The organism is Pseudomonas sp. GL-R-19 (genome assembly GCF_019956375.1).
In the GTDB taxonomy this organism is placed as follows: domain Bacteria; phylum Pseudomonadota; class Gammaproteobacteria; order Pseudomonadales; family Pseudomonadaceae; genus Aquipseudomonas.
Window position 1 is genome coordinate 36,264 of sequence record NZ_JAHBDJ010000021.1, and the last position, 25,136, is coordinate 61,399.

Consider the following 25,136-nt stretch of genomic DNA (forward strand, 5'->3'; position numbering starts at 1 on the left):
CTATCGCTCTGCATTGCACACGAGCAAACCGACGACAGCGCTCTAACTCAATAGTTCACGACGGCTTTGTATCGTCATCGACATGACATCACAGTGCCACTGCTCTGTCATAAACCATCGCGATACTGGCGCCTGTTTTTAGAGCGCCGGGTTATACCCGGTCACTGTTTTCCGCCCCTAACGGTCGGTTGTGTCCCGGATGGCTCTGTCATCCGCTCTCATCTTCGGAGATTGATATGCGTCTTGCTTCCACGAAAACTGCGGCGGCCTTGTGCGGTGGCCTGCTGCTGGCCATGAGTGTTCCGGCCAGTGCCGCAGTCGACGCCAAACTGCTCGATATGCTCAAGGCTAACGGCTCGATCACCAACGCGCAGTACAGCGAACTGCAAGCCGAGCTGGCCAGGGATCAGAAAGACCAGCAGATCGCCCGTCAGGCTCAGCAAGAGACTAACGAACAAATCGCGGCCACCGCGAAGAAAACCGACGCACTGAGCACCTTTGACCAGAAGCTGGCATGGGCCGCCAAGACCCAGTTCAAGGGTGACGTGCGCTTCCGTGAAGAAACCGTGCACAACGATGGCGTGCCAAACAACAAGGACCAGGACCGTCAGCGCATTCGTGCCCGCCTGGGTGCCTACAGCGAAATCAACCCGCAGGTCGATACCGGCATCCGTATCGCCACTGGCAGCAACGACGACGCTCGCTCGACCAACCAGGACCTGAACAACTACTTCGACAAGAAGCAGATCTGGCTGGACCAGGGTTACATCGACTACCACCCGGACGCAATCAAGAACCTTCACCTGGTTGGCGGCAAGATGCCGCAACAATGGGTGAGCATGGGCGACATCATCTGGGATAGCGACATCAACCCGGAAGGCCTGGCCGTCACCTACAAGTACCCGCTGAGCGGCAGCACCGAGCTGTTCGGTAGTGCCGGTCACTACACCCTCAAGGACAACGTCGACGGCGAAGGCGTGCAGTTCAAGCACGACCTGCGTCTGTACGCGGGTCAATTGGGTGGTCGCTTCGCCATCACCGACAGCATGAAAATGACGCTGGGCGGCAGTATCTACTCCTACGACAACGACAGCAGCAGTGCCTGCCCTACCTCCGGCACCGTTACCACGCCATGCGCCCTGGCCGTCAACGGCAACAGCCCGGGCGAAACCTTCAAACTGTACGAAGGCTTTGGTCAACTGGACTTCAGCAACCTGCCAGTCCCGCTGTCGATCTACGGTCAGTACGTCAACAACACCGATGCCAGCAACGACCAGGACACCGGCTGGCTGGCCGGTGTGAAGTCCAGGCTCTACGGCTTCAACGTGGACTACAACTACCGCGACGTGCAGCGTAACGCTGTGGTTGGCGCCTTCACCGACTCTGACTTCGCCAACGGATTCACCGGTTCGCGCGGCAGCAAGCTGAAAGTGAGCTACGATCTGGACAAGAACTTCGCCCTGGGCGCGACCTACTTCATGGCGACCTCGGACCAGACCAACGCCAACATCAACAAGAAGGATTCGGACATCAACACCCTGCAACTGGATGCCGAAGCCAAGTTCTGATTCACCCCGCTACACGACCCGGACAAGGAAGCCCGGGCCGCTTTTACAGCCTGGCGTTGGTGCATCGGTCCCCATCATCCTCCGATGCATCAACGCCGGGCTGTTCGTTTTTGCCAACCCTCCCTTGTAGGAGCGAGCTTGCTCGCGAAGGTCGTCAACGATAACGCGTGCAATCTGGATGAACGCAGCGTCTCTGAGTTCTTCGCGAGCAAGCTCGCTCCTACATCCTACAATTTGCGCAGCAACACGCTACCTATCGAATAACCGGCGCCGAACGAGCTGAGCACGGCCAGCGAACCGGCGGCCAGATCGTCCTGGTTCTTGTGGAACGCAATCACGGAGCCGGCGGAGCTGGTATTGGCGTAGGTATCGAGAATCACCGGCGCTTCCTGTTCGGTAGCGTCGCGGCCCAGCAGTTTCTTGACGATCAGGTGGTTCATGCTCAGGTTGGCCTGGTGCAGCCAGAAGCGCTTCACGTCGCTGACGTTGAGCTGGTTCTCTTCCAGATGCGTTGCGACCAGCTCGGCCACCATCGGGCAAACGTCACGGAACACCTTGCGGCCTTCCTGCACGAACAGTTTGTCCCTGGCACCGATGCCCTCTTCCGCCGCGCGGTTGAGGAAGCCGAAGTTGTTGCGGATGTTGTTGGAGAACTTGGTCAGCAGCTTGGTACTGACGATGTCGAACTGGTACCTGGACGTCGCAAGGTCAGCACGTTCGATGATCACCGCGGTGGCGGCATCGCCGAAGATGAAGTGGCTGTCACGGTCGCGGAAGTTCAGGTGTCCGGTGCAGACTTCCGGGTTGACCATCAGGACTGCCCGCGCCTGGCCCAGTTGCACGCTGTTGGCGGCGGTCTGGATACCGAAGGTCGCCGAGGAACACGCCACGTTCATGTCGAAACCGAAACCCTGGATGCCCAGCGCTTCCTGGACTTCGATGGCAATGGCCGGGTAAGCACGTTGCAGGTTGGAGCAGGCGACGATCACGCCGTCGATGTCCGCTGCGGTCTTGCCGGCACGCTGCAAGGCTTGTTCGGCCGCGCCGATGGCCATCTGGCAGAGCACCGACCACTCGTCGTTGGAGCGCTCAGGCAGGCGTGGAGCCATGCGTTGCGGGTCGAGGATGCCTTCCTTGTCCATGACAAAGCGGCTCTTGATGCCGGAAGCTTTTTCGATGAACGCTACGCTGGATTCGGTCAATGCCTGCACTTCACCGCGCGCAATGGCATCGGCGTTGTCGGCGTTGAATTGCGCGACGTAAGTATTGAAAGACTGCACCAGCTCTTCATTGGAAATGCTGTTGGCCGGGGTGTACAGGCCGGTGCCGCTGATGACGACGTTATGCATGGTCGTGTCTCTAATCTGTTCAGGCAGAAAGCATTGGCACCGACGTACCAATACACAAAGGATCTATTCCCATCCGGGGGACGCAAACCTGGCATCGCTTTATTCCGACCTGCCCGAGACCGTAAAGGCTCAAAACCGCGGGGCCGGCGTTTATAGGCGCGAAGTTTGCCATAAACCGTGGGTTTTGGCCCCTTTTTGCAAGAGCAACGCCATACCTTGTAGGAGCGAGCTCGCTCGCGATGGTCGTCAACGATAACGCTTCGTGCCTGACACCCCGCGGCGTTCTTGAACTCATCGCGAGCAAGCTCGCTCCTACAGGGATCAGGTCAAGGCTCGACCTGGCTCCACTGCTTGTTCAGGCGCTTGTCGGAAATAGGCACCTTGGTTCCCAACTGTTGCGCAAACAGCGAAACCCGGTACTCCTCCAGCCACCAGCGATACAACTCCAGCTGCGGATCGCGCTTGCCTTCCTGGGCGTGTTTGTTGGCGCGGGTTTGGTATTGCGTCCATAGACCGGACAATTCACCACTCCAGACCCGGTCGCGCTGCACCTGGGCGCCGATTTTTTCGAAGCGCTGCTCGATCGCCTTGAGGTAACGCGGCAACTCCTTGAGCCACTGCATCGGTGTTTCCCGGACAAACCCCGGATAGACCAAGTGGCTGAGCTGTTGCTTGATATCGTTCAGGGCCACGGCTTGCGCCAGATCGATCTTGCCCTTGAAGCGCTTTTGCAAGCTGTGCCAGAGCTTGAGGATTTCCAGGGTCAGCTTCGCCACACGTTCGGCGTGCTCGGTCCAGGCGCCACGTTTGCGCTCGGCCAGCGACGCCAACCCAGCGCCATCGCGTGGCAGCGGGTCTTCGCCTTCAAGAATGCAGCTGTCGAGGCTGGCCAGCAGAATGTCTTCCACCAGCGCATCGACGCGCCCCATGTCGCGGTACAGCAGGCCCAGTTCGGTCAGCCCCGGCAATTTGCCGCGCAGGAATTTGGCCGACTCGGCCAGTTGCTGCATCAGCAGGCGTTGCAGGGCACGGCGATGCTGGAACTCGGCCTCGGCCGGCGTCGAAAAACGCCCTTCCTTGACCGTACCGCTCTCCTCCACCAGCGCCGGATACACCGTCATCGACAGCCCGGCGATCTTCTGCTGGGTTTTCTCGGCCACGGCGGCGAATACTTTCGGCTCCACCGGCTGCTGGCTCTTCGCGGTTTGCGGCACCGCCAATGCCGCCTGGCTGGCCTCGGCGAAACGCGCCGTCAGTTCGGCCAGATCGCGACCTTCACCGAGGAACTTGCCCTGGGCGTCGACGATTTCCAGATTCATCCGCAGATGGCTTTCGACCTGCTGCGTCGCCTCACTCCAGGCTTCGTCGCTGACCCGCGCGCCGGTCATGCGCAGCAGCTCGCGCCCCAGGGCCTGAGGCAGTGAGCCCTCGGCAAATGTCATGCGTTGCAAGGCCGCTTTGACGAAGTCCGGCACGGGTACGAAATTCTTGCGCAGAGCCTTGGGCAGGTTGCGTACCAGGGCAATGCACTTGGCTTCGATGACACCGGGCACCAGCCATTCCAGGCGTTCCGGTGGCAGCATCGGCAACAGCGGCGCCGGCACGCGCAGGGTCACACCGTCCCGTGGATGGTTGGGTTCGAAGTGGTAACTGAGGGCCAACTCCAGATCGCCGAGATGCAGCGTATCCGGGTAATGCTGGGCGGTGACTTCACTGGCTTCGCGGGCCAGCACGTCTTCTTCGCGCATGATCAGCAGCTGCGGGTCTTTCTGGCTGTTGATCCGATACCAACTGTCGAAGGTCGCCGTCTGATGGATCTCCGCCGGCAATCGCGCGTCATAGAAGGCGTACAGGGTTTCTTCGTCGGCGAGGATGTCGCGGCGACGGGCCTTGGCTTCCAGTTCGTCGAGTTGCTCCAGCAACTGCTCGTTGGCCGTCAGGCACTTGGCCTTCGACTGGATTTCACCACGCACCAGTGCTTCGCGGATGAACAACTCACGGGATACCACCGGGTCCACCGGGCCGTAATGCACCGGCCGACGCCCAACCACGATCAAGCCGAACAGGGTGATCTGTTCGAACGCCACGACCTGGCCGCGCTTCTTCTCCCAATGGGGTTCGAAGTGGTTTTTCTTGATCAGGTGCCCGGCCAGCGGCTCGATCCAATCGGCATCGATCTTCGCAACCATGCGCGCATAGAGTTTGGTGGTTTCCACCAGTTCGGCGGTCATCAGCCACTGCGGACGCTTTTTACCGATACCCGACGACGGATGAATCCAGAACCGCCGCTGACGCGCGCCGAGGTAATCGCCTTCTTCCGTTTTCTGGCCGATCTGGCTCAGCAACCCCACCAGCACCGCCTTGTGCAGTTTCGGATAGTCCGCCGGCTCTTTGTTGAGGCTCAGCTGCATGTCGCGGCAGATCAGGCTCAGCTGACGATGGGAGTCGCGCCATTCGCGCAGGCGCAGGTAATTCAGGAAGTTCTTGCGGCACCAGTTGCGCAAAGGATTGGTAGTCAGCGCCAGGCGCTGCTCTTCGAAACCGCGCCACAGATTGACCAGCCCGGCGAAGTCCGAGTCGGCGTCTTTCCATTGCGCGTGAGCCTGATCCGCCGCTTGCTGACGCTCCGGCGGGCGCTCGCGCGGGTCCTGGATCGACATGGCACTGGCAACGATCAACACTTCCTGCAAGCTGCCGAGTTTCGCCGCCTCCAGCAACATGCGGCCCATGCGCGGGTCCACCGGCAAGCGCGCCAATTGCCGGCCGAGCGGCGTCAACTGGCTGTTGCGATCCACCGCCGAGAGTTCCTGCAGCAGGTTGTAACCGTCGCTGATGGCCTTGCCATCCGGCGGCTCGATGAACGGAAACGCGCTGACCTCACCGAGGCGCAGATGCAGCATCTGCAAAATGACCGCCGCGAGGTTGGTCCGCAGGATTTCCGGATCGGTAAATTCCGGGCGACCGAGAAAATCCTCCTCGCTGTACAGACGCACGCAAATGCCCGGCTCGACCCGCCCGCAACGACCTTTACGCTGATTGGCGCTGGCCTGGGAAATGGCTTCAATAGGCAGGCGCTGGACCTTGGCCCGGTAGCTGTAACGGCTGATGCGCGCGGTGCCGCTGTCGATCACGTAACGAATGCCCGGCACGGTCAGCGAAGTTTCCGCGACGTTGGTCGCCAGCACCACGCGACGGCCCGGGTGCGACTGGAAAATCCGCTGCTGCTCGGCCGGCGACAATCGTGCGTACAACGGCAGGATTTCAGTGTGCTTGAGCTGCGCCTTGCGCAGCATGTCGGCGGCGTCGCGAATCTCGCGCTCACCCGGCAGGAACACCAGCACGTCACCGGGACTGCGGCGTTCGCTGCGCTCAAAGGCGGCAATTTCGTCGAGGGTGGCGAGGATCGCCTGATCCACCGTCAGGTCGTCCTCGACGCGGTTACCCTCTTCGTCCTGCTCCAGCGTCAGCGGGCGATACCAGGTGTCCACCGGGAAAGTACGGCCGGAGACTTCGACAATTGGCGCGTCATCGAAGTGTTTGGAGAAGCGTTCGAGGTCGATAGTCGCCGAAGTAATGATGACTTTCAGATCGGGACGACGCGGCAGCAGGGTTTTCAAGTAGCCGAGCAGAAAGTCGATATTGAGGCTGCGTTCGTGGGCTTCGTCGACGATGATCGTGTCGTAGCGTTCCAGATACCGGTCGTTCTGGGTTTCGGCCAGCAGGATGCCGTCGGTCATCAGTTTGATCAGGGTGTTGGAATCGCTCTGATCCTCGAAACGCACCTGATAGCCGACCAGTGCGCCCAACGGCGTGCCGAGCTCTTCGGCGACCCGGCTGGCCACACTGCGCGCAGCGATCCGCCGCGGCTGGGTGTGACCGATCAGGCCATGCTGGCCGCGACCGATTTCCAGGCAGATCTTCGGCAACTGGGTGGTCTTACCCGAGCCGGTCTCACCGGCGATGATCAGCACTTGGTGCTTTTCCAGCGCCCTCTTGATTTCGTCGCGCTTGGCGGCGATCGGCAGGCTGTCGTCGTAACGAATCACCGGCAGGCTGGCCTTGCGCGCCAGCACCTGATCGCAGGACGCCTGCATCCGCGTCACCCACTGGCCCAGCCTGGCCTCGTCGGGTTTCTTGCGCAGCTCAAGCAACTGCCGCCGCAGCCGGTGGCGGTCGGCGAGCATGGCGTGATCGAGGTTTTTCAGCAGTTTGTCGATGGAGGGCGATTCGTCGGTCATCGGGTACGCAATTCAGTCGTCTAGTGGCGCAGGGTGCCGATTGTCGCAGATTTGGCATGGATTGCGGGTGTTCGTGGCTGGCTCCCCTGTAGGAGCTGCCGAAGGCTGCGATCTTTTGATCTTGCTTTTCAGGCGCGTCGAAAAGATCAAGATCAAAAGATCGCAGCCTTCGGCAGCTCCTACGGGGTTAGAGGAGCGCCCTGTCTCTACTCGTTATCGAGGCCCTTGCGCCGATACGGAAACACATCGATCACCTTCCCCGCCCGAATCGCCTCTTGCAGGCTTTTCCAGTAATCGGCGTTGTACAACTCGCCATGCAACTGATCGAACAACTTGCGTTGCCCGAAATCGGCAAACAGGAATGGCGGAAACTCTTCCGGGAACACGTCCAGCGGCCCGATCGAGTACCACGGTTCAGAGGCCATTTCGTCCTCGGGGGTGCGCGGTGCCGGGATGTGGCGGAAGTTGGCCTCGGTGAGGAAGCAGATCTCGTCATAGTCGTAGAACACCACACGACCATGACGGGTGACGCCGAAGTTCTTCAGCAGCATGTCGCCGGGAAAGATGTTGGCCGCCGCCAGCTGCTTGATCGCCAGCCCGTAGTCCTCCAGGGCCTCGCGCACCTGCGCCTCGTTGGCGTTTTCCAGGTAGAGGTTCAGCGGGGTCATGCGGCGCTCGGTCCAGCAGTGGCGGATCAGCACGGTGTCACCTTCCACCGACACCGTCGACGGCGCGACTTCCAGCAGTTCCTCCAGGCACGCCGGGTCGAACTTGCTCAGCGGGAAACGGAAGTCGGCGAATTCCTGGGTATCGGCCATGCGTCCGACGCGGTCGACACTCTTCACCAAACGGTACTTCTCGATCACCGTGGCGCGGTCGACGTTTTTCGACGGCGAGAAACGGTCCTTGATGATTTTGAACACGGTGTTGAAACCCGGCAGGGTGAACACGCTCATGACCATGCCGCGCACACCGGGTGCCATGATGAACTGGTCGTCGGTGTTGGCCAGGTGATTGATCAGCGCCCGGTAGAACTCCGACTTGCCGTGCTTGTAGAAGCCAATCGAAGTGTACAGCTCGGCAATGTGCTTGCCCGGCAGGATACGCCGCAAGAAGCCAATGAACTCCGCCGGCACCGGCACATCCACCATGAAATACGAGCGGGTGAACGAGAAAATGATCGACACGTCCGCCTCGTCGGTGATCAGCGCATCGATCTGGATGCCGCGCCCTTCGAGGTGCAGCAATGGAATCGCCAGCGGCCACTGCTCGTCGGCGGTGTAGATGCGCCCCACCAGGTACGCGCCTTTGTTGCGGTACAGCACCGAGGAAAACAGCTCGACGCTCAGCTCCGGGTCCTTGCATACCCAATCCGGCAGGTTCTCGCGCAACTGCGCTTCGAGACGCTTCAGGTCACCGGGCAGGTCTGCGTAATCCTCACTGAAGCGGTAGTCGGCGAAGATGCTGGCGAGCATGGCCGACAATTGTCCTTGCGGCTTGTAGGTGCGGGTTTGCGCGGCCCGGGCACGGCGCAGGCTCGGCCGGGTGGTGTGGATGAACATGCAGCCATCGCTGATCAGGTCATGGCTGAACAGCCCGCAGAAGATCGAGTTGTACCAGGTCTCGGACAGTTCGTCGTCGAAGCGCAGGTCGATCAGGCTGATGTAGGCGCTTTTGACCAGCGGCCAGCAGCTGACGTCCAGGGTGCCTGGGTCAAACGCGGTGCGCAGTCGCTCCACGGTTTCACCGACTTTTTCTTCGTACAGATTGATCCGCGCCGCCGACGCCGATTGCGTCTCTTGCCACCGGGCCTGTTCGAAGCGGGCCCGGGCGCCGTCGGTGATCTGCCGGAAATGCTCGCGGTAATCGTCAAAGCCATCGAGGATCAAGCGGGCGATGTCGGCGGCTGGCCATTGCTGCGGCATGGTGAGACCTCTGCGGGAATTCGGGAGGCTTGAGCTTAGCCAGTGAACCGGGTGCAGGAGAAGCGTAATTTTCCGGGCGAATTGAATGTCCGGTTTTCGGTTGCCATCGACCACACGCTCAGCAACACTTTCGCCCCTCCATCAAGGAAGGAACGCGCTGTGAACCCCGTCGATATTTTCCGTTTACTGTCACTGGCGGCCATTTGGGGTGCGAGTTTTCTGTTCATGCGCATCATCGCTCCGGTGATCGGCACCCTTCCCACGGCGTTTTTCCGTGTGTCGATTGCCGCGGTCGGACTGTTGGTGATGCTTGGCCTGCTGCGCATCAGCTGGGATTTCAAAGGCAAACTCAAGACCGTGATGCTGCTCGGGGTGATCAACTCCGGCATCCCGGCGACGCTCTACTCGGTCGCGGCGCAAGTGCTGCCGGCCGGTTACTCGGCGATTTTCAACGCCACCACGCCGTTGATGGGTGTGCTGATCGGCGGCTTGTTCTTCCATGAAAGACTCAGCGCCGCCAAGCTCGGCGGAGTATTCCTCGGACTGCTTGGCGTCGGCGTCCTGACCCGCGCCGGTCCCGTGGCGTTCGACATGCAACTGCTGATGGGCGCCCTCGCCTGCCTGCTCGCCACCACCTGTTATGGCTTCGCCGGGTTTCTCGCCCGGCGCTGGCTCGATCAGGCCGGTGGGCTCGACAGTCGACTGTCGGCGTTGGGCAGCATGCTGGGAGCGACCCTGTTCATATTGCCGTTGTTCGGCTACAGCGTGATCAGCCAGCCACCGGAAAGCTGGGGCGGCTGGAAGGTCTGGTTGTCACTGTTGGGGTTGGGGCTGGCGTGTACCGCGTTTGCCTACATCATCTACTTCCGGTTGCTCAGTTCGATCGGCCCGGTAAAGTCGTCGACCGTGACCTTCATGATCCCGCCATTCGGGGTGTTATGGGGTGCGATGTTTCTCGATGAACCCTTATCGATGGCGCATCTGTATGGCGGGTTGTTGATTGCGCTGGCGTTGTGGTTGGTGTTGAAGCCGGCTGCTGTGAAAACGGGTTTGGTGGCTGACCAGTAGAATTGTTGCGTTGCGGATGACGCCTTCGCGGGCAAGTCGGCTGATCAGACGCCAAAAATCCACAGACCCGGAGCAATGCTCCAGGCCTTATCGGGTTTGCACGCAATTACGCGGTTTTACGGAACACGAACACCAGACCGACGATGATCAACAGCATGCCGAACAGGCTCAACATCGCCAGGCGATTGCCGAAGATCAGATAGTCCATCACCGCCGTTACCGCCGGCACCAGGTAAAACAGGCTGGTGACGTTCACCAGATTGCCTCGGGCGATCAAGCGATACAGCAACAGCGTCGCCAGCACCGATACCACCAGCCCCATCCATAGCACCGGCAGGATGAAACCGCTGCCGTGTTCGAAGTGAAACGGCTGGAAGGGTACGAATACTGCGCACAACAATAGCCCCGCGAGGTACTGCACCGGCAGCGTGCCGAGGGGATTGTCGGTAATGCATTTCTGCATGATCGAACCGAACGTCATGCTCGCCAGCGCCAGCAGACCGAAAAGCATCCCGGCCAGCGACATCCCGGCCAGACCGATGCCCTGATAGACCACCATGATCAACCCGGTCAGCCCCAGGGCCAGTCCGAACATGCGGCTCCAGGAACGCTGACGCTCCATCAGCACCACGGTGAGGATCGGCTGCACGCCCATGATGGTCGCCATCACCCCGGGCGTGACTTTAAGGTCCAGGGCCAGCAGATAGAAAATCTGATACGCCCCCAACAACACCACGCCGGTGGCCATCGCATACAGCATCGGTTTGCCGCCCTTGGGCAACTTCAGCTTGAGCAACGGCACCAGCAGCACCAGGCCGCATAGGGCAATGACGAAACGAAACATCAGGAAGGCGAAGGGCGACGCGTGAGCCAGCCCCCATTTGGAGAAAATCGCCCCGCTGCTCCACAGCAGAACGAACAGGCTCGTGGACGCCGCCGCGAGCGCGGACTTTTTCGAAAGGACAAACATGAATACCACCTGTAGTCAGGCAAAAAGCCAACTCAGCCGAAGCTGAAATCCAGTAGTTTTTCAGGCGGGCGCTTTTTCAGACGGGCATGGGAACAGCAGAAGGCAGCTGATCAGCCCGAAATGCCAACGCCTGGCGGTGATGCGACTGCGCACACCAGCGTGCTACTGACAGGTGGGGGGTATTGACTGATCTGCCCGGGCTGCTGATTCCCGCACAGCACGACGCCAGCGTTGACCGCTGAATCGACTACCGCGTTGATGAGGGATGCAGGCATTGGGCTGATCTTTGCTCGAGGGATAAAAAAGTGAGTCCGAAACTCACCGTGCGCCGACTATAACCAGCGTATGACATGGATTGCAACGACTCGGTCAAAAGACCAGTAATGACAGATGGCACAGAATCAGCATTGTGCGGTTGGAGAGGTTGCCCGGGATTCCCCGGAAATAAAAAAACCGCTCACAACGAGCGGTTTTTCTGTTCTGTATCCGGCTTCAGCCAAACAACCAATACCCCAACAACGTCAGCACCATCACCGCCAGTACCGGGCGTAGTACACGGTAGGCCTTGGGATTGCGCCGCTTCCATTGTTTGACCACACCACTGAATTTATCGCTGGAGTTCTTGCTCCAGGCGTAGACCTTGTTGATCCCGCCCACACGTTCGTCGTCCAGATTCTGAGGGGCGGTGGCGCGCCCCAGCCATGCGCTGATACTGCGATTGATGCGGGTCATGAGGCGGTTGCTCAGTGGACGCTCGATATCGCAGAACAGGATGACGCGGGTCTTTTGCGTTTCATTCTTGACCCAGTGCACGTAGGTTTCGTCGAACATCACGTCTTCCCCATCGCGCCAGGCGTAAACCTGACCGTCGACAAAGATGCGGCAATCGTCGGAGTTCGGTGTCGACAGCCCCAGGTGATAACGCAGGGAACCGGCAAACGGATCGCGATGCGGGTTGAGGTGGCTGCCGCCCGGCAGCAGCGCAAACATGGCGCCCTTGACATTGGGAATGCTGCTGACCAGTTCCACGGTTCTCGGACACAAGGTTTCGGCAGACGGCAGCGGTTTGTCATACCACTTGAGGTAGAAACGCTTCCAGCCCTTCTTGAAGAACGAGCCAAAACCGGCGTCGTTGTTCTTTGCCGCCGCACGGATATAGCCCTCGTCGAACAAGTGCATCGCTTCATCGCGAATCACTTCCCAGTTGTCCCTGAGCACATCCAGTTCCGGGAACTTGCTGCGATCCAGATACGGTTTCGAGGGCACACTGGAAAACAGGTACATCAAGGCGTTATAGGGTGCGAACAGTGCCGAATGGTTAACGAACTGGCGCAACACCGGCAGACGTGCCTTGCCACGCAAATGCACATAGAGGGTGCTGCCGAGAAACAGCAACAACAACGAGGCCTTCGCGGCAAACGATAAGGTCATCAACAACTCCTTTGAAGATAAGCGACACTGCGCCACGTCCATTGCCCGACGTGGCTGCTGGCATGATAAACACTACCGATCCGGCGAAAAACCTGCACTTTTCAACATTCATTATTAATGAATGTGCAACAAAGCATTTCTTAGCATGAGATGCCTGAACATTGGCTGATGCAAATCCATCATCAACCGGACCCGATCAATAGATCGCAGCCCGTGATAACGCCTCAATCATCACCACCAGCCACGCTCCGCGAATGCTTAGCGCTTACTGCTGATTCTCCTGTTCGGTAAACAGATCACTGAACAGCATGCTCGACAGATAACGTTCACCGGAATCCGGCAAGATGACGACGATGGTCTTACCCTGCATTTCCGGGGTCTCGGCCAGCCGAACGGCCACCGCCATGGCGGCACCGCAGGAAATCCCGCACAAGATTCCCTCTTCCTGCATCAAACGCAAGGCCATGGCCTTGGACTCTTCGTCACTGACCAACTCCACTCGATCGACGATCGACAAATCGAGGTTCTTCGGCACAAAACCGGCACCGATGCCCTGGATCTTGTGCGGGCTCGGCTTGATCTCTTCACCAGCCAGGGCCTGAGTGATCACCGGTGACACCGCCGGCTCCACCGCCACCGAGAGTATCGGCTTGCCCTGGGTATTCTTGATATATCGTGAAACTCCGGTGATGGTTCCACCGGTTCCGACGCCTGCCACCAGCACATCGACCGCGCCGTCGGTATCGTTCCAGATTTCCGGACCCGTGGTTTTTTCGTGGATGGCCGGGTTGGCCGGGTTGTCGAATTGCGCTGGCATGAAGTACTTCGACGGGTCGCTGGCAACAATTTCACCGGCTTTCTCGATGGCGCCCTTCATGCCTTTGGCCGGCTCGGTCAACACCAGTTCGGCACCCAGTGCCTTGAGCACCTTGCGGCGTTCGATACTCATGGACGACGGCATGGTCAGCATCAGCTTGTAGCCACGGGCGGCGGCCACAAAGGCCAGGCCGATGCCGGTATTGCCGGAGGTGGGTTCGACGATGGTCATGCCCGGCTTGAGTTTTCCGCTGCTCTCGGCATCCCAGATCATGTTCGCGCCGATCCGGCACTTGACCGAGTAACCCGGGTTGCGCCCTTCGATCTTGGCCAGGATGGTCACACCACGTGGCGCAATGCGATTGATCTGCACCAGCGGCGTGTTGCCGATGGAGTGGGCGTTGTCAACGAAAATGCGGCTCATGGCTGGGTCCTTAACGACAGCATTGAAATAGGGCATCAAGGTAAGCCTCTTGCCCGCAGGCGTCCAGTCGGGCTGAACGCCCGCTTATCAGTGCAGCCAGTGGCTTTGGATTGCCAGAGATTTATCACTCGATTCCAAACCACCAGCGAACATGAACACAACCGCGCTCCAGGCTTTTTTGCAGATTTTACGCAACGGTTTCATCCCTGCGTTCAATGCGCGATATGAACGGCTCAAGCTGTATGCAGGCTAACTTTTGCGCGTGACGATGTACCGGCCAGTATCCTGCGCCGCACGGGACGAATTCGATTGCTGTTGCAGGAAATCCCAACCCAGGCAGGCCAAGGCTAACGATCGCGGCACCGCTTCTCGGCCACTGCTGTATCGGGTGATGCTGCGGGTACTGACCCCCAGCGCTTCAGCGGCCTTATTGAGCGGTAACCCGGTGCGAGCACGCCAATCGATAAAGATCCGGGTGTTTTCGTCGGCTGCATTTTGCGCCAGGGCATCCAGGTAGAGGGTATCTGCACCCATCTGGATATCGAGTTCAGGCCATTCGACACTCCAGCCATCATCACCCAACGCTGCATATTCAAAAGCGACTCCCTGCAAAGGTTGCAGGCCTGGATAGGCATGCAGGTCGCGGCTCAAATCGAGCATCAGTTGCTGCCCATCGATAAACGTCAGTGCCAAACGATAATCCGGCAACGCTTGCACTGCCGATAGCCGTGGTCGTTTCATGGGTAGCATCGTTTCCAATCCTCCAGCAATTACGCCTGATGAGCCCTGACCCACTCCAGCGCCTCCTTGATGATCAGCGGCGGCGCCTTGCCCACCATCACTTCGACAGTTTCCAGGCTCAGCATGACGTCCAGCCCGCCACCCGTCAGATGAACGTGTGGCGGTGGATGATCCTTTTCGCGCAACTGAATGCGATACGTATCTCGAAATCGGTATTTAGTAGACATGACCGACATGCTATCGCCAAAATGGCGATATCTCCATACTGGCCAGCAACCGAGACCGAGTCAAGATGTGACGCTCCATTCAGAGACTGAATAAGCCGTCTGCGTTCACAGTCGACCGGGCACCGCGTTATAGTCGGGGCTGACTCTTTTATTGCGCCCCCGCCCTGCCTCGTACAGGTCGGCGTTACCGTTCGAGGATTAGCAGATGAAGTTCGAAGGCACCCAGGCCTACGTCGCCACCGATGACCTGAAGCTGGCGATCAACGCCGCCATCACCCTGGAACGGCCGTTGCTGGTCAAGGGCGAACCGGGCACCGGCAAGACCATGCTCGCCGAGCAACTGGCCGAATCCTTTGGCGCCAAGCTGATCACCTGGCACATCAAATCCACCACCAAGGCTCACCAGGGCCTCTATGAGTACGACGCGGTCAGCCGCCTGCGCGATTCGCAGCTCGGCACGGAAAAGGTCCACGACGTTCGCAACTACCTGAAAAAGGGCAAGCTCTGGGAAGCCTTCGAATCCGAAGAGCGGGTCATCCTGCTGATCGATGAAATCGACAAGGCCGACATCGAATTCCCCAACGACCTGCTGCAAGAACTCGACAAGATGGAGTTCTACGTTTACGAGATCGACGAGACCATCAAGGCCAAGAAGCGCCCGATCATCATCATTACCTCCAACAACGAGAAAGAGCTGCCGGACGCCTTCCTGCGTCGCTGCTTCTTCCACTACATCGCCTTCCCCGACCGCGTGACCATGCAGCGGATCGTCGACGTGCACTACCCGGACATCAAGAAAGACCTGGTCAGCGAAGCGCTGGACGTGTTCTTCGACGTGCGCAAAGTGCCGGGCCTGAAGAAGAAGCCTTCGACCTCCGAGCTGGTGGACTGGTTGAAGCTGCTGATGGCCGACAACATCGGCGAAGCGGTGCTGCGCGAGCGCGATCCGACCAAGGCCATCCCGCCGCTGGCCGGTGCTTTGGTGAAAAACGAACAGGACGTGCAATTGCTGGAGCGTCTGGCGTTCATGAGCCGTCGCGGCACCCGCTAAGAGGCTGATGCCATGTTGCTCAACCTGTTCAATGAAATGCGCGCAGCCAAGGTGCCGGTCTCGGTGCGTGAACTGCTGGACCTGATCAACGCGCTGAAACAGCGCGTGACCTTCGCCGACATGGACGAGTTCTATTACCTGTCGAGGACGATCCTGGTAAAGGATGAAAAGCATTTCGACAAATTCGACCGGGCGTTCGGTGCCTACTTCAATGGCCTGGAAAAGCTCGACGATCATCTTCAGGCATTGATCCCCGAAGACTGGCTGCGCAAGGAGTTCGAACGCTCGCTGACCGATGAAGAGCGGGCGGCGATCCAGTCCCTCGGTGGCCTCGACAAGCTGATCGAAGAGTTCAAGAAACGCCTCGAAGAACAGAAGGAACGCCACGCCGGCGGCAACAAGTGGATCGGCACCGGGGGCACCAGCCCGTTCGGTTCCGGCGGTTTCAACCCGGAAGGCATTCGGGTCGGCGATGCCGGCAAGCGCCAGGGCAAGGCGGCCAAGGTCTGGGACCAGCGCGAATACAAGAACCTCGACGACTCGGTCGAGCTGGGTACGCGCAACATCAAGGTCGCCCTGCGCCGCTTGCGCAAATTCGCCCGTCAGGGCGCGGCGGAAGAACTGGACATCGATGGCACCATCGACCACACCGCCAGGGATGCCGGGTTGCTGAACATCCAGATGCGGCCGGAGCGGCGCAACACCGTCAAGCTGTTGCTGCTGTTTGACATCGGCGGCTCGATGGACGCCCACGTGAAGATTTGCGAGGAGCTGTTCTCGGCCTGCAAGACCGAGTTCAAGCACCTGGAGTACTTCTACTTCCACAACTTCATTTATGAATCGGTGTGGAAGAACAACATGCGCCGCACCTCCGAGCGCACCTCGACCATGGACCTGCTGCACAAGTACGGCGCCGACTACAAAGTGATCTTCATCGGCGACGCCGCCATGGCGCCCTACGAAATCACCCAGCCGGGCGGCAGCGTCGAGCATTGGAACGAAGAAGCCGGTTACGTGTGGATGCAGCGGTTCAAGGAGAAGTACAAGAAGCTCATCTGGATCAACCCGTACCCGAAGGACACCTGGGGCTATACCTCCTCGACCAACATCGTGCGCGATTTGATCGAGGACCAGATGTATCCGTTGACCCTTCGCGGGTTGGAGGAAGGGATGCGGTTTTTGTCCAAATGACCGCGTGACGGCCCTGAAAGATCGCAGCCTGCGGCAGCTCCTACAGAGATCGGTGTAGGAGCTGCCGCAGGCTGCGATCTTTTGATCTTCAAACTGTAAAACGGAGCAAATATTCGACATGCTCCCGGTGCGCAACCTCCTGCACCACCGGCCGCAACCGCACCCGCGCCCCTGGCAAACACTGCGCCAATCGCGCCAGCGTCAACGGCGTCAACGCTCCCAGACGCGGGTAACCACCAATGGTCTGCCGATCATTGAGTAACACGATCGGCTGCCCGTCGGGCGGTACCTGCACGGCCCCCAACGGAATGCCTTCGGAAATCATCGGTTTGCCCTGGTACTGCAGCGCCGTACCCAACAGGCGAATGCCCATGCGGTCGGCCCGGCTGTCGAGGCTCCACACGCTATTGAACGCGTCGAACAGGCTCTGCCCGCTGAACTCACCGATCTGTGCACCGAGGACCAGGTCCAACGGGGCATCAAGGTTCAAGTCCGGCCGCTGGTCTGCGGTCATTTCGCGCAGCAACATCACCGAGTTGCCGGAATAGCTCAATGACGCGCCCTTACCCAGCGCATGGCCCATACCGTCCAGGCCGCCGAGTTCCTCACGGACCACCGTCGCGCTGCTGCCCAGCACTTTCGGTGCATCAAACCCACCCGGCGCCGCCAGATAGGCCCGGGCGCCGAGCAACGGCCGAGTGAATTGCAAACGCTGACCTTTGTGCAGCCTGAAACTGCGCCACGGTGCCAGTGCCTCGCCGTCCACCAGCGCGCCCAGATCCGCTCCGGCCAAGGCCAGCACGCAGTCTTCCTCGGCCACCACGGTGAATCCGCCGAGGGTGATTTCAATCACCGTCGCATCCAGCCCGTTGCCCAGCAGCCAGTTGGCCCAGGACATCGAACGCCAATCGGCCGCTCCGCCCTGGGTCACGCCCAGATGCCGCACGCCGAATCGACCGGCATCCTGCAACAGGCACAGCGGCGTACTCGCTTCAATCGCCAGACGACTCATGCCCGGGCCTCCAGTGGCGTGTCGTCACCGCCCAGGTTAATGAACTCGGCATGGCCGATCGCTTCGAACCGTACGGTGTCACCGGGTTGCATCAGGCTGTAGCCGTCACGGTGGCGATCGAACAGTTTGGCCGGCGTGCGGCCAATCAGGTTCCAGCCGCCCGGCGACACCACCGGGTAAGCCGCCGTCTGCCGTTCGGCGATGCCGACACTGCCGGCCGCGACTTTCTTGCGTGGCGTGTTCAGACGCGGCGTGGCAAGTATCTCTTCCACCAGCCCCATGAAGGCGAAGCCCGGCGCAAAGCCCAGGGCGAACACCTGATATTCACGCTCGCTGTGACGACGGATCACCTCCTCCACCGCCAACCCGCTGCGTTGCGACAACAGGTTCAGCTCCGGTCCGACGCTCAAGTCGTACCACACCGGCAACACATGACATTTACCGCTGGCATGAGCGTTGGGCGACAGATCGATCAGCGCCTGGGCAATCAACTCCCGGGCCCGGGCGGGATTCAGCGCGGTCAAGTCGTAATGCACCATCAAGGTGGTGTAGGACGGCACCAGATCAATCAGATGCCCGGCGAACGCCGCCCGCAGACTTTCACTGGCCGCCAGCATCCACGGCATGTTGGTTTCGGCAATTTCATCGAACAGGCGCACCATCAGGCAATCCAGCGCCACCACTTCCACCCGCAGTTTCATGACGCGCTCTGCCGGTTCAAGGCTTCACGGATGCGTTGCACGGCAGCGACCGAACTGGCGTTGTCGCCGTGCACGCAGAGGGTGTCGGCCCGCAAATACAGGGCGCTGCCGTCGCTGGCGGTCAGGTTGTCACCACGGGCAATGGTCAGCGCTTGCTCGATAATTGTTTGCGGGTCGTGATGCACCGCTCCCGGCAGTTGTCGCGACACCAGCCTGCCGGCGCTGTCGTAGACGCGGTCGGCGAAGGCCTCGAACCACAGCGTCACGCCGTATTCATCACCCAGTTGTTGGGCGGCGCTGTTGTCGCGGGTTGCCATCAACATCAGCGGCAGGTTGCGGTCATAGGACGCCACCGCTTGCAGCACGGCGCGCAACTGCGCCGGGTTGGCCATCATGTCGTTGTACATCGCGCCATGGGGTTTGACGTAACTGACCCGACCACCCTGGGCCTGGCAGATACCGTCGAGGGCGCCGATCTGGTAATGCAGAATGTCTTGAAGCTCCTGGGTGGCATACGCCATGGAGCGACGGCCGAACCCCACCAGGTCCTGATAGGCCGGATGCGCGCCAACTTGCACACCGTGGCTGAGGGCCAGGCTGACGGTCTTGCGCATGACGCTCGGGTCGCCGGCGTGAAAACCGCAGGCAATGTTGGCGCAATCGATAAAGGGCATGATTTCTGCGTCCAGACCCATGGTCCAGTTGCCGAAACTCTCGCCGATGTCGCAGTTCAATAGCAGGCGGCTCACGCTGAACACTCCTGTAGGCATTAATCTTTTTAGCTGCGGGACATATCTGTAAGACAAGCCCGCAGGTTATCAGTTACCGGGCGTCGAGTTGCTTGCCACGGGTTTCCGGCAGGCTCAGGGCCGCGAGGATCACCACTCCGTAGGAAACCGCCGCAAAGGCACCAATGCCCACACTCAGCGGCACGGTCTGGCTGAGCAGGCCGATCAGCAGCGGGAACAACGCCGCCAGCGCCCGGCCGATGTTGTAGCAAAAACCCTGGCCCGAACCGCGAATGCGTGTAGGGAACAACTCGGTCAGGAATGCGCCCATGCCGCTGAAGATCCCCGAGGCGAAGAAACCCAGCGGGAAGCCCAGCCACAGCATCACGCCGTTGCTGACCGGCAGTTGGGTGTACAGCAACACAATGGTGAACGAGCCCACGGCGAACAGGATGAAGTTCTTTTTACGCCCCAGGATGTCGGTCAAATAGGCGCTGATGACATAACCCACGTAGGAACCGATGATCACCATTGCCAGATAACCGCTGGTATTGAGTACGCTCAAACCGCGTTCGTTCTTCAGAAAAGTCGGTAGCCAGGACGTGATCGCGTAGTAACCGCCCAGCGCACCGGTGGTCAGCAACGAAGCGCGAATCGTGGTGAAGAGCATGCCGGGGGCGAAGATCTCGTAGAACTTCGACGGGTTGCCCGGCTCCTGTTTCGCTTTGGCTTCACGATAGATTTCCGGGTCCTTGACCAGACGGCGGACGAAAATCACGAAGATCGCCGGCACGATGCCGAGGATGAACAGCGCACGCCAGGCGTCTTCCGGTGGCAACACCGAGAACAGCAGCGCATACAGAATCGCCGTCAGCCCCCAACCCAGCGCCCAGCCGGACTGCACCATGCCCACTGCCTTGCCGCGGTCCTGAGCACGGATCACTTCGCCGATCAGCACCGCGCCGGCCGTCCACTCACCGCCGAAACCGAAGCCCATCAAGGTCCGTGCAATCAGCAGTTGCTCGTAGCTCTGGGCAAAGCCGCAGAGGAAGGTGAAGAAGGCAAACCACAGCACCGTCAGTTGCAAGGTGCGCACACGACCAATGCGGTCGGAGAGAATCCCCGCCACCCAGCCACCGATGGCCGAAGCGATCAGGGTGCTGGTATGAATCAGCCCGGCCTGGCCGGTGGTGATGCCCCACATGGCAATCAGGGTCGGCACCACGAAGCTGAGCATCTGGGTGTCCATACCGTCCAGGCCATAGCCGATCTTGCAGCTCCAGAAGGTGCGGCGTTCCTGCTGATTGATGTTGCGATACCAGTCGAAAGGTCCCGGACGGGCCGAGACTTTCGGGATGAAGGGGGTGTCGGGCGCACTCATGGCAAATCTCCGCGCTGATTTTATTGGTATTGTTCTGAGCCCCGACGACGCCTATCGTGGGGAACCGGATGCGTCGATTCTTGGACGCGCGTCCCTGCTGCGTCCAACTAATAAAAACCCGCCTTAGACATAAGAAATCTTTATCCCATGAACCTGAAGTTTCTCGAGACTTTCGTCTGGGTCGCCCGACTCAAGAGTTTTCGCCTGACCGCCGACAAGCTCTTCACCACCCAGGCCTCGATCTCCAGCCGAATTGCGGTGCTTGAAGGCGAGCTCGGGGTAAAGCTGTTTCTGCGGGATTCGCGCGGCGTGAGCCTGACGCCCGAAGGCCTCAAAGTGCTCGATTACGCCGAGCAGATGATGGACACCATGCAGGCACTCAAGCAGTCGATCGAGACCCGATCGAGCAAGGCCGGACGGGTGCGCATCGGCGTGATGGATACGGTGATCCACACCTGGCTCAGCCCGTTGGTGGCGCAGATGACTGATCACTACCCGCTGGTGGAAATCGAGCTGGTGGCCGATACCTCGCTCAACCTCTGCGATCAGCTGCAAAAAGGCTTTCTCGATGTGATTCTGCAAACCGACCTGCTGCGCCAGGAAAGCGTGCGCAGCCTGGAACTGGCCAGCCACCCCATGGGCTGGATTGTCGCGAGCAACTCCCTGTACAACCGTGAGTATTCAGGCGTCGCCGATCTGGCGAAAGAGCGGATCATCACCTACTCGAAAAACTCCCACCCGCATCAGGAAGTGCTCGCCCTGATGCAGGCCAATGGCGTGATGATGCCACGGTTGAACTGCGTGAACTCGGTGTCGGCCATTACCCGGCTGCTGCGCGATGGCTTTGGCATCGGCGCGTTGCCGCCGGTGCTGGTGGCCGAGGAACTGGCGCGTGGCGAATTGACCTTGCTGGATATCGATCAGCGACCACCCGACTTGCAGGTGGTGGTGTCGTGGCGGGTGGGTGTTGAGTGGGTCGAGGAAATTGTGGCCTTGTGTCAGCAGGTGCTGGAGGAGTATGCGCGGAAGGTGGGAGAGCGCTACATGGTCTTGAGCAAACCCCTGGCTGGCCTCTGAAAAGGAGTTTTCCACACTACAAGTAGGAATTGCTATCATTTGCATTATAATTTGAAAAATGTATTCTCTGCGCGCATTCAGTTAAACCACCGTCCAGAAGGAGTCGGACCCGATGCGCGCTTACACGCAAAAACAGCAGCAATTGCTCTCAAACTGGAGCGAAGCCCTCGGCACTCCTGCCTTCCAGTCCCACCGCATCACCCTCGACCATTTGAGCAATGCCCTGGAGCCCGCCGCCCAGCGCTGCTTCCAACGCCTGATCCAGGCGCTGTTTCGCGAAGGTCTGATCAACCCCGACGCCTGCGAGTACGACGACAACAGTCGTTGCTGGCTGCCGCTTGGCGACAGTGCGCAACTTTGCTTCGACCACCTGAGGGGGGGAAGAATGAACAGCTGGGACGTGCGTGGCAGCATCGTCCTGCACACCCCCGACAGCCTGCCACATAAAATCCAGTTGCCCAGCGAACTGCTCGCCCACCTCAGCACTCAGCTCAACCCGCCCGCCTCCCCGCAAGTACTGGAACGTCTGGCCCGCGAGCTGGACGATAGCTACAGCAACGACACCCTGTGCCTGGCGTTCCACCATGGATGGACCGAGCGCCTGAGAGAGCAGATCGACAGCGAGCACAACGACAATCTGTTCGCCTGGCTCAAAGCCAGCCCCGACCACCAGAACCCGACGTCATTGCTCGAACAGTGGGGCACGCTCGGCCACCCCTGGCATCCTAACTACAAGACCAAACTGGGCTTGAGCGCTGCGCAGGTCATCGCTTTCTCGCCGGAATTCGAAGCGAGTTTTCCGATTGTGCTGTGCGCCCTGCACCGTCAGTACACCCACGTCGAATCACTGGCCGGCACTGCCGATTACTGGGACTGGTGGCAGGGCCACTTCCCGCAGGCCGCCGAACAATTGCGGCAGCATTTGCAGCAACGGGGCCTGGAGGCAACGGACTACCTTCCGCTGCCGTCGCACCCATGGCAAGTCAATGAAGAGCTGCCCAATTCGTTCGCCGGCGAGATCGCCGACAACCTGCTGATCATCACCGACATCGTTGCCTTCACTGGCCATCCGACCATGTCCTTCCGCACCGTCGTACCAGAGGCCAGCCGCGTTGCGCCGATGGTCAAGTTGCCGGTGGCCCTGCGCCTGACCAGCGTGCAGCGCACCGTGTCGCCGCGCTCGGCCCGGATGGGACCGCGCATCAGCCAACTGCTACTGCAGATTCTCGATCACGAACCGCAGATTCAGCGCCTGCTGAACATCGTGCCGGAACGCATCGGCGTACACTACGCGCCACAACCGGCCAATGACGAACGGTCCCGGCATGCCGCCGTGTTGTACCGCGACAACCCGCTGACCCTGCTGCAAGAAGGCGAACTGGCCGTGCCGGTCGGCAGCCTGTTCGCCGTCAACGAATTCGAACAACCGTTGCTGCGTGACTGGGTGCAACTGGCTCAGGGCCGTGACGACAGCGACGCCATGCTGGCGTTCTTCGACGATTACCTGTCGATTGCCGTCCCGAGCCTGCTGGGCATCTACCTGATGTATGGCGTGGCGTTCGAAGCGCACCAGCAAAACAGCTTCATGGTGATGGGCGCTGACGGGCAGTTGAATCGGTTGCTGCTGCGTGACTTCGGCGACATTCGCATCGATCGCAAAACCCTGCACGCCAAGGGTCTGGATATCCAGCTGCACGATCCGAAAATGACCCTGTACGACGACGCCGGTTTTGTTCGCGACAAGCTCCTGCACACCACGTTCATGTGCCACCTCGGTGAGTTGACGTTGCTCTGCGCCCGCCACTGGAATGTGCCGGAAAACAGCCTTTGGGAGCGCTTGGCCACGCACGTTGAACAGTGCTTCGAGAGCGTGCGCGAGCACGTCGAACCGGGACGCTGGGAAAGCGAGCGTCAGGCCCTGCTGGAGCAGGATTGGCCGGCCAAATCGTTCATGCGCATGCGCTTGCACGACAGCCACGCCGACATCGTCGGACGCCTGAGTAATCCGCTGCGAACCAACGCCGATGCTCGCTGATGGTCGTGCGTTGCGACTGCTGATCGTCATCCAGTTTGTCTCCATGGGCGCCATGGAAATGAGCGGCCCGTTCTGGCCCTTGCAGATCCAGCATCTGCTTGGGCCAGAGGGCGCTGGCTACACCGCACTGCTATCGGCGCTGGTCTATGCCGGCCCGATGCTGGCGGCCATGCTGCTGACGCCGGCGTGGGGACGGTTGGGTGATCGCACCGGGCACAAGCCGATGATCGTTCGGGCGTTGCTGGCACTTGCGCTGTGCCAGGGGCTGGCGGCGATTACCCTCGATCCGTGGCTGCTGGTGGGCATTCGCGTGATGCAAGGCGCATTGGCCGGGTTTATCGCCGCCGCGCAAGCCTATGCCCTGGCCTGCTGCGACAGCTCCCGGCGCGGTCACACCCTGGCCCGTCTGCAATCGGCGACCGCCGTCGGCTCGTTGATCGGCCCGGTATTGGGCGGCTGGCTGATGGACATCTCGGGGTTTGCCCTGCTCTGTTATGGCGCGACGGCGATTTGCCTGCTGTGCGCACTGGGGAGTTTATTCCTGCCGGCCGACAAGGCGCGAGCCTCGACGAAGAAACCGGTTGCACCGGTGGCCCTGCCTAAAGGCTGGCTCGGTGGAATCCTGTTGGTGATCGTATTGATTCAAGCCGCGAAGATGATGCCGCAACCCTTCTACGCCCTGTATGTCGCCGACATTCTGCATGCGCCGGGCTGGCTGATCGGTGCGACTTACGCGGCGAGCGCCGCGACCCTGGCCATCTCCGCTCCCCTGTGGGGGCGTCTGTTCGACCGCTGGCAGCCGGCTTACACCCTGCGCATCATCGAAGGCGTTGCCTGGCTCTGCGCCCTGACGCTCGCGGCCACGGCACTGGCCAGCGAATGGCTGGGTTTTCTCGTCAGCCGGTTGGTCTGGGGCATCTGGCAAGGCGCGCTGCTCCCCGTCGCCTATGCGCTGATCGCCAACACCGTGTCTTCAAGCCAGCAGGGTTTTGCCCTCGGCCTGGGCAACAGCGCGGCCAAGGCTGGCGCTCTGCTCGGTGCCGTCCTCGGCGGGATCGGCATGGGGCTGGTCGGGCTGGCCCACAGTTTCTGGCTGGTGGCGTTGACCTACGCACTGGCCGCCATCGGGATCCGCTGGGTGCGCTCATTCACCTCCACACCGGCCCCCGTAATCTTGTCTACCCACACTTATCACGACTAAAA

At 60.2% G+C, this 25,136-nt stretch carries 19 protein-coding genes; 7 read left to right on the plus strand and 12 right to left on the minus strand.

The genetic code is table 11. The features are described from left to right. The first annotated feature begins 236 nt into the window (after window positions 1-236). A complete protein-coding gene (locus KGA83_RS12445; protein ID WP_108218547.1) occupies window positions 237-1,568 on the plus strand; it encodes a putative porin in 1,332 nt (443 codons plus the stop codon). 227 nt (window positions 1,569-1,795) lie between these two features. On the opposite strand, the gene KGA83_RS12450 is transcribed toward KGA83_RS12445, so the two are convergent. From KGA83_RS12450 to aceK, 3 genes are all read right to left on the minus strand, one after another. Beyond that, entirely contained in the window at window positions 1,796-2,917 is a 1,122-nt protein-coding gene (locus KGA83_RS12450) for a beta-ketoacyl-ACP synthase III (RefSeq protein ID WP_108218546.1), read from the minus strand. Window positions 2,918-3,243: 326 nt separating this feature from the next. Continuing rightward, on the minus strand, window positions 3,244-7,155 hold the full coding sequence (gene hrpA, locus KGA83_RS12455) for an ATP-dependent RNA helicase HrpA (RefSeq protein ID WP_223529833.1): 3,912 nt from the start codon (window positions 7,153-7,155) through the stop codon (window positions 3,244-3,246). A gap of 206 nt (window positions 7,156-7,361) precedes the next feature. Next, window positions 7,362-9,080 carry a bifunctional isocitrate dehydrogenase kinase/phosphatase gene (aceK, locus tag KGA83_RS12460; protein ID WP_108218543.1) on the minus strand — a complete coding sequence of 573 codons (1,719 nt, stop codon included), beginning with the start codon at window positions 9,078-9,080 and terminating at the stop codon, window positions 7,362-7,364. 159 nt (window positions 9,081-9,239) lie between these two features. On the opposite strand from aceK, the gene KGA83_RS12465 reads away from it, so the two are divergent. After that, on the plus strand, window positions 9,240-10,148 hold the full coding sequence (locus tag KGA83_RS12465; protein ID WP_223529835.1) for a DMT family transporter: 909 nt from the start codon (window positions 9,240-9,242) through the stop codon (window positions 10,146-10,148). Between the two features lie 106 nt (window positions 10,149-10,254). Here the strand turns inward: KGA83_RS12465 and KGA83_RS12470 are convergent, their stop codons facing one another. The 5 genes from KGA83_RS12470 to KGA83_RS12490 all read right to left on the minus strand — a co-directional run bounded on the left by KGA83_RS12470 (window position 10,255) and on the right by KGA83_RS12490 (window position 14,757). Further along, window positions 10,255-11,118 (minus strand): DMT family transporter, encoded by an 864-nt coding sequence (locus KGA83_RS12470; protein WP_108218541.1) that lies wholly within the window; start codon window positions 11,116-11,118, stop codon window positions 10,255-10,257. A 492-nt stretch (window positions 11,119-11,610) separates the two neighbouring features. Next, a complete protein-coding gene (locus KGA83_RS12475; protein ID WP_108218540.1) occupies window positions 11,611-12,549 on the minus strand; it encodes an aspartyl/asparaginyl beta-hydroxylase domain-containing protein in 939 nt (312 codons plus the stop codon). Between the two features lie 265 nt (window positions 12,550-12,814). Next, a complete protein-coding gene (gene cysK / locus KGA83_RS12480; protein WP_108218539.1) occupies window positions 12,815-13,789 on the minus strand; it encodes a cysteine synthase A in 975 nt (324 codons plus the stop codon). 249 nt (window positions 13,790-14,038) lie between these two features. Further along, window positions 14,039-14,539, minus strand: a complete 501-nt coding sequence (locus KGA83_RS12485; RefSeq protein ID WP_115948116.1) for a DUF2442 domain-containing protein — start codon at window positions 14,537-14,539, stop codon at window positions 14,039-14,041. 20 nt (window positions 14,540-14,559) lie between these two features. After that, window positions 14,560-14,757, minus strand: a complete 198-nt coding sequence (locus tag KGA83_RS12490) for a DUF4160 domain-containing protein (RefSeq protein WP_108218700.1) — start codon at window positions 14,755-14,757, stop codon at window positions 14,560-14,562. Between the two features lie 205 nt (window positions 14,758-14,962). Here KGA83_RS12490 and KGA83_RS12495 point away from each other — a divergent pair, with 205 nt between their 5' ends. Beyond that, the gene (locus KGA83_RS12495; RefSeq protein ID WP_108218537.1) at window positions 14,963-15,808 is read left to right on the plus strand and encodes an AAA family ATPase; all 846 of its coding nucleotides are present in this window, start codon (window positions 14,963-14,965) and stop codon (window positions 15,806-15,808) included. A gap of 12 nt (window positions 15,809-15,820) precedes the next feature. Next, a complete protein-coding gene (locus tag KGA83_RS12500) occupies window positions 15,821-16,999 on the plus strand; it encodes a vWA domain-containing protein (protein ID WP_115948115.1) in 1,179 nt (392 codons plus the stop codon). A gap of 88 nt (window positions 17,000-17,087) precedes the next feature. Here the strand turns inward: KGA83_RS12500 and KGA83_RS12505 are convergent, their stop codons facing one another. From KGA83_RS12505 to KGA83_RS12520, 4 genes are all read right to left on the minus strand, one after another. Then, window positions 17,088-18,011 (minus strand): biotin-dependent carboxyltransferase family protein, encoded by a 924-nt coding sequence (locus tag KGA83_RS12505; RefSeq protein ID WP_108218535.1) that lies wholly within the window; start codon window positions 18,009-18,011, stop codon window positions 17,088-17,090. Next, on the minus strand, window positions 18,008-18,712 hold the full coding sequence (locus tag KGA83_RS12510; RefSeq protein WP_108218534.1) for a 5-oxoprolinase subunit B family protein: 705 nt from the start codon (window positions 18,710-18,712) through the stop codon (window positions 18,008-18,010). The genes KGA83_RS12505 and KGA83_RS12510 overlap by 4 nt, the downstream gene beginning before the upstream one ends. Continuing rightward, entirely contained in the window at window positions 18,709-19,461 is a 753-nt protein-coding gene (locus KGA83_RS12515; protein WP_108218533.1) for a 5-oxoprolinase subunit PxpA, read from the minus strand. Before KGA83_RS12515 ends, KGA83_RS12510 begins: the two co-directional genes overlap by 4 nt. Window positions 19,462-19,534: 73 nt before the next feature. Continuing rightward, window positions 19,535-20,821: an MFS transporter gene (locus tag KGA83_RS12520; RefSeq protein WP_108218532.1), complete on the minus strand. Its 1,287-nt coding sequence runs from the start codon at window positions 20,819-20,821 to the stop codon at window positions 19,535-19,537. Between the two features lie 147 nt (window positions 20,822-20,968). Between KGA83_RS12520 and KGA83_RS12525 the strand changes: the two genes are divergently transcribed. The 3 genes from KGA83_RS12525 (at window position 20,969) to KGA83_RS12535 (ending at window position 25,134) form a co-directional block, all read left to right on the plus strand. Beyond that, window positions 20,969-21,898, plus strand: a complete 930-nt coding sequence (locus tag KGA83_RS12525) for a LysR family transcriptional regulator (RefSeq protein ID WP_108218531.1) — start codon at window positions 20,969-20,971, stop codon at window positions 21,896-21,898. A gap of 112 nt (window positions 21,899-22,010) precedes the next feature. Then, window positions 22,011-23,933 (plus strand): IucA/IucC family protein, encoded by a 1,923-nt coding sequence (locus KGA83_RS12530; protein WP_223529836.1) that lies wholly within the window; start codon window positions 22,011-22,013, stop codon window positions 23,931-23,933. Next, window positions 23,923-25,134, plus strand: coding sequence for an MFS transporter (locus KGA83_RS12535; RefSeq protein WP_223529838.1), 1,212 nt, complete (start codon window positions 23,923-23,925; stop codon window positions 25,132-25,134). The genes KGA83_RS12530 and KGA83_RS12535 overlap by 11 nt, the downstream gene beginning before the upstream one ends. The last annotated feature ends 2 nt before the right edge of the window (window positions 25,135-25,136 follow it).

What these genes read in the sequence shown, in the direction of transcription:
- KGA83_RS12450 (WP_108218546.1), bottom strand. Translation starts at nt 2,917, where the DNA reads ATGCATAACGTCGTCATCAGCGGCACCGGCCTGTACACCCCGGCCAAC.
- cysK (WP_108218539.1), bottom strand. Translation starts at nt 13,789, where the DNA reads ATGAGCCGCATTTTCGTTGACAACGCCCACTCCATCGGCAACACGCCG.
- hrpA (WP_223529833.1), bottom strand. Translation starts at nt 7,155, where the DNA reads ATGACCGACGAATCGCCCTCCATCGACAAACTGCTGAAAAACCTCGAT.
- KGA83_RS12470 (WP_108218541.1), bottom strand. Translation starts at nt 11,118, where the DNA reads ATGTTTGTCCTTTCGAAAAAGTCCGCGCTCGCGGCGGCGTCCACGAGC.
- aceK (WP_108218543.1), bottom strand. Translation starts at nt 9,080, where the DNA reads ATGCCGCAGCAATGGCCAGCCGCCGACATCGCCCGCTTGATCCTCGAT.
- KGA83_RS12500 (WP_115948115.1), top strand. Translation starts at nt 15,821, where the DNA reads ATGTTGCTCAACCTGTTCAATGAAATGCGCGCAGCCAAGGTGCCGGTC.
- KGA83_RS12495 (WP_108218537.1), top strand. Translation starts at nt 14,963, where the DNA reads ATGAAGTTCGAAGGCACCCAGGCCTACGTCGCCACCGATGACCTGAAG.
- KGA83_RS12505 (WP_108218535.1), bottom strand. Translation starts at nt 18,011, where the DNA reads ATGAGTCGTCTGGCGATTGAAGCGAGTACGCCGCTGTGCCTGTTGCAG.
- KGA83_RS12530 (WP_223529836.1), top strand. Translation starts at nt 22,011, where the DNA reads ATGCGCGCTTACACGCAAAAACAGCAGCAATTGCTCTCAAACTGGAGC.
- KGA83_RS12475 (WP_108218540.1), bottom strand. Translation starts at nt 12,549, where the DNA reads ATGACCTTATCGTTTGCCGCGAAGGCCTCGTTGTTGTTGCTGTTTCTC.
- KGA83_RS12535 (WP_223529838.1), top strand. Translation starts at nt 23,923, where the DNA reads ATGCTCGCTGATGGTCGTGCGTTGCGACTGCTGATCGTCATCCAGTTT.
- KGA83_RS12510 (WP_108218534.1), bottom strand. Translation starts at nt 18,712, where the DNA reads ATGAAACTGCGGGTGGAAGTGGTGGCGCTGGATTGCCTGATGGTGCGC.
- KGA83_RS12525 (WP_108218531.1), top strand. Translation starts at nt 20,969, where the DNA reads ATGAACCTGAAGTTTCTCGAGACTTTCGTCTGGGTCGCCCGACTCAAG.
- KGA83_RS12445 (WP_108218547.1), top strand. Translation starts at nt 237, where the DNA reads ATGCGTCTTGCTTCCACGAAAACTGCGGCGGCCTTGTGCGGTGGCCTG.
- KGA83_RS12520 (WP_108218532.1), bottom strand. Translation starts at nt 20,821, where the DNA reads ATGAGTGCGCCCGACACCCCCTTCATCCCGAAAGTCTCGGCCCGTCCG.
- KGA83_RS12490 (WP_108218700.1), bottom strand. Translation starts at nt 14,757, where the DNA reads ATGTCTACTAAATACCGATTTCGAGATACGTATCGCATTCAGTTGCGC.
- KGA83_RS12485 (WP_115948116.1), bottom strand. Translation starts at nt 14,539, where the DNA reads ATGCTACCCATGAAACGACCACGGCTATCGGCAGTGCAAGCGTTGCCG.